The 3,628-nt window shown below is 64.3% G+C and carries 4 protein-coding genes; 1 reads left to right on the forward strand and 3 read right to left on the reverse strand.

Going from position 1 to position 3,628, the window contains the following annotated elements:
* Positions 1-183 precede the first annotated feature (183 nt).
* Positions 184-825 carry a ThuA domain-containing protein gene (locus EN781_RS28540; RefSeq protein ID WP_126058158.1) on the forward strand — a complete coding sequence of 214 codons (642 nt, stop codon included), beginning with the start codon at positions 184-186 and terminating at the stop codon, positions 823-825.
* Between the two features lie 206 nt (positions 826-1,031).
* Here EN781_RS28540 and EN781_RS28545 read toward each other — a convergent pair whose 3' ends face one another.
* The 3 genes from EN781_RS28545 to EN781_RS28560 all read right to left on the reverse strand — a co-directional run.
* A complete protein-coding gene (locus tag EN781_RS28545) occupies positions 1,032-1,382 on the reverse strand; it encodes a hypothetical protein (protein WP_126058159.1) in 351 nt (116 codons plus the stop codon).
* A gap of 457 nt (positions 1,383-1,839) precedes the next feature.
* Entirely contained in the window at positions 1,840-2,310 is a 471-nt protein-coding gene (locus EN781_RS28555) for a nucleoside deaminase (protein ID WP_126058160.1), read from the reverse strand.
* 148 nt (positions 2,311-2,458) lie between these two features.
* Positions 2,459-3,628 (reverse strand): glutamine synthetase family protein (locus EN781_RS28560; RefSeq protein ID WP_145965680.1); only part of this gene is annotated, 1,170 nt, incomplete at its 5' end.

Here is a 3,628-nt window from a genome sequence, read left to right on the forward strand (position 1 = left end):
CCTGAAGGTCACAGGTTCAAATCCTGTCCCCGCAACCAAATACAAAACGGCCCGCCTCGCGCGGGCCGTTTTCGTTTGTCACCCTACGGTCTTTCAGCTCGACTCGGCAGAACTTTGCAGCGATGGTCGGCGGCGTCGCGATGCCGCAGGTCCGGCCGCGCGGCTAAGCATAAGGAGCGGAAGATGCGGCAGGCACTGATCGTATGGGGCGGCTGGGAGGGCCATGAGCCGGAACTCGGCGCGCGCGCCGTCAAGACTATGCTCGAGGAAGAGGGATTTGCCGTTCGCGTCGAGACCTCGACCGCGGCATTCGCCGATCCCGCAATCGCCGATCTCAGCCTGATCGTGCCGATCTACACCATGTCCAAGCTTACCAAGGCCGAGGAGTCCAACCTCACCACCGCAATCGCGGGCGGCGTCGGCCTTGGCGGCTATCATGGCGGCATGGGCGACGCCTTTCGCGAATCGACTGACTACCAGTTCATGTGCGGCGGCCAGTGGGTCGCCCATCCCGGCAACATCATCGACTACCGGGTCGACATCGCCCGCCGCGACGATCCGATCATGAGCGGCATCGACGATTTCCGCTACCGCTCCGAGCAGTACTACATGCATGTCGACCCCTCGAACGAGGTGCTGGCGACCACCACCTTCACCGGCGCGCACGCGCCGTGGATCGACGGCGTCGTCATGCCGGTGGTCTGGAAGCGCCGACACGGCGAGGGTCGGGTGTTCTACTCGTCGTTGGGGCATGTGGCCAAGGAGTTCGAGGTACCGCAGATGCGGACCATCCTGCGCCGCGGGCTGGCCTGGGCGGCACGCTGACGCCCGTGCCGAGCGCTGTGGCAATGCCGGCTTGAGATTCTATCACCGCCGGCCCGTTCGGATGATCGCGATCGAACGTGCCGCGTATCTTGCTTCATGACACGCAGACCAGCGGGACCGGTACGACCGGTCCCGCTTTCTGCCTCTTGCAGGTGCGTGCAGCCAAGGCGTCAGGTTTGGACGGCCTCAGGTGACGCGCAATGACCTCATCTCACTGCAACGCGGACGCCGTCGTCGTCGCGAAGGCGATCCACGCACAGGGCGCGAAGGACGAGCGCGGCATCGGCGTAGGTGATCGACCTTTCGCCGCCGGCGGGCAACATGCCGCCGACGGTGTCCAGGACATCGGCCTCGATGCGCCAAGGCAGGATGTCGGTGCAGGTCCGCATGCGACCGAAGACCGAGCTGATCGGGATCATACGGCCTTCGAACTCGACTTGCGGCTCGTCCGTGCCCGGAGTCCAGGCCTGGTAGGCTTCCAGAGCCTCGTCGAAGGCGCCATGCAACTGGATTGGGGCATGGCCCTCGTGCAGGGCGGGCAGCAGGCGTGTGGTCATCGGTTTCCTCCTCGATCGCGGCAGCAATCCATGCTGTCAACGCCCCCGCGCCCTTGGTGAATTGATTGGTCTATTGCACCGGCCTGATGGTGATGGGATCTGGAACGATCTCCAGAAATGTCTGCGTCATCGTCATCTCCTGATCATTCGAACACGAATGCGAAAAGGCCAGGCACTGGAAGGGCAGTATGACTTGCTCCGACTCAAATGTCTATCAAACTTGTAGACATTCGTTAGGCTAAGCTAAGATGACCTCAATCGCCTCGTCACTGACCTTGTCGAGAGGCCGGCAAGCGTCTGATCACGATGAACCGGTATTTGGCTCCAGACGATAGCTCGCTCCATCGAAAACAAAGGCGTTGCCGCGTAGCCTGCCGCCGAACGGTATCAGCGGAAAGCAAATGGGAATTCGGAGCGACGATCGTCCAGGGAGGACCGTCGCATGGCGTGGTGCTTGTTAGCGATTCCAGAAATCGCGATGTGGTGTGAGCAACTCGTCCGCGATTTCGGGGAAAGGGCCAAAGACCTCGATCTTTTTCTGGCCGGAGCCGAGTACGGTGCGCGAAGAAAGACTCATCGTCGGATTCTCCGGGTGATCCCCGGTGAGCGCCAGGAGGTCGGTCTCCTCGAAGCCGTAGACCAGCCGGCCGATATTCGCCCAGTAGAGCGTGCCTGTGCACATTGCGCAGGGCTCGCCCGTCGTGACCAACGTGCAGGTCCAGAGAAACTCTGGCCGGTAGGCGGTCGCTGCGCGCCGGGCGAGTTCGGTCTCGGCATGGCGCACCGTGTCGAGATTGCCCTGCCGCATCAGCACGCGGTCGTCCGGGCCGACCAGCACCGCACCGAACGGATGATGGCCATGCGCGGCCGTGTCGCGGGCAACGGCGTCAGCGGATCGGAGGTGAGCGAGCATCTGATCGCGGGTCATGGCAAAATCCCCTCACGCCGACACTCACTCCCATGCGCGGCTGTTGAGCTGAGATTGCTGCCAGGGGGCGCGATTGGCAAGAGCCAACCGTCGCTTGAGCGTCCACCTGCTGATGACAATCGCCGCCGAACCGTTTCCCGGAAATGCTCTAGACGCTCTCCAGGTAAGTCTCGATCTCGAAGTCGCTGACGTTGAGCGCGAAGGTGTTCAGTTCCTGGCGCTTGCAGGCGACGAAGGACTGGCGCAGCGTGGCCGGGAAGATCTCCGCCACCAGTGGCCCGCCTTCGAAGCTGGCGATGGCCGAGGCCCAGTCCGGCGGCAGCTTCGCCAGCGTGAGCCCTTGTCCCTCGCCGCCGGTCGGTTCGCCGGGCGACAGTTCTTTCTCGATGCCGATCAGCGCCGCGCCCAGGATTGCCGCCAGCACCAGGTAGGGATTGGCGTCGGCGCCGGAAACGCGATGCTCGATGCGGCGCGCCGCGGAGGGCCCGCCGGGAATGCGGATCGCCACCATGCGGTTCTCGTAGCCCCAGGCAACCGCGGTCGGCGCGTAGGAGCGCGGCCGCAGCCGGCGATAGGAATTGAAGTGCGGGGCGAACACCAGCGTGCTCTCCGCCATCGCCGCAAGCAGCCCGCCGACTGCATGACGCATGGTGTCGGAGCCCTGGTCGCTGCCGTCGTCGAAAATGTTGCGGCCGTCCTTATCGATGACGCTGAAATGGACATGGAAGCCGTTGCCGGCGCGCTCCCCATAAGGCTTGGCCATGAAACAGGCGGCAAAGCCGTGCTTGCGGGCGATGCCCTTGACGGTGCGCTTGAACAGAACGGCGTCGTCGGCGGCGCGCAAGGCGTCCGGCACATGGTTGAGGTTGATCTCGAACTGGCCGACGCCGTTCTCGGCGATCGCGGTGTCGACGGGAATGCCTTGCATGCGGCAGGCCTCGTAGACGTCATGGATGAAGGCCTCGAAATCGTCGATCTCGTCGATCGAGAGCGCGGCATCGGAATCGAGGCGCCGGCCAGTGATCGGTGAAACCGGACCGACGGGGCGCTGCGACGTGGGGTCGACGAGGTAGAATTCGAGCTCGGTCGCGGTGACCGGGGTCAGGCCGAGCGCGGCGTAGCGGTCGAGAATGCGGGCGAGCGCGCGGCGCGGGTCGCCGAGATAGGGCGCGCCGTTTTCATCGGCGAGCCACAGCGGCAGAAGCGCTGTCGGATGCGCCGTCCAGTTGACGGGCAGGATGCCGCGCCCGGTCCACTGGCAAAGCCCGTCGGCGTCGCCGGTCGAGAAGACCTGCGCATTGCCTCCGATATCCTCGCC

The sequence above is a fragment of the Mesorhizobium sp. M4A.F.Ca.ET.090.04.2.1 genome, assembly GCF_003999085.1.
In the GTDB taxonomy this organism is placed as follows: Bacteria; Pseudomonadota; Alphaproteobacteria; order Rhizobiales; family Rhizobiaceae; genus Mesorhizobium.